The organism is Bacillus sp. SIMBA_008 (assembly GCF_046535495.1).
Taxonomy (GTDB): Bacteria; Bacillota; Bacilli; order Bacillales; family Bacillaceae; genus Bacillus; species Bacillus subtilis.
The window spans coordinates 1-234 of record NZ_JAWRWL010001310.1 but is presented as its reverse complement, the minus strand read 5'-3'; the positions used below and the strand labels follow the sequence as shown (position 1 = coordinate 234).

At 42.7% G+C, this 234-nt stretch carries 1 protein-coding gene; it reads left to right on the top strand.

Features of this window, described 5'->3' with window-relative positions; all coding sequences use genetic code 11:
• On the top strand, positions 1-234 hold a 234-nt coding region (locus tag SB658_RS27680; protein WP_410603785.1), incomplete at both ends, for an MMPL family transporter.

Here is a 234-nt window from a genome sequence, read left to right as displayed (position 1 = left end):
CAAGAAAGGCTGGCATCCAAACAGAATTAGGAGGCTCCGTCACATTCTCAGAAATTGAGGTAGGCGGGATTTCGGAAGTCATAGGTATTGTCATGGCCTTCTTTATTTTAGCCTTTACCTTCGCTTCATTATTGATTGCAGGGCTACCGATCTTGACGGCTGCCATTGGGTTAATGATCGGCGTGATGGTCATATTAATTACCTCAAATTTTGTTGATATGTCTGCATTTAGTC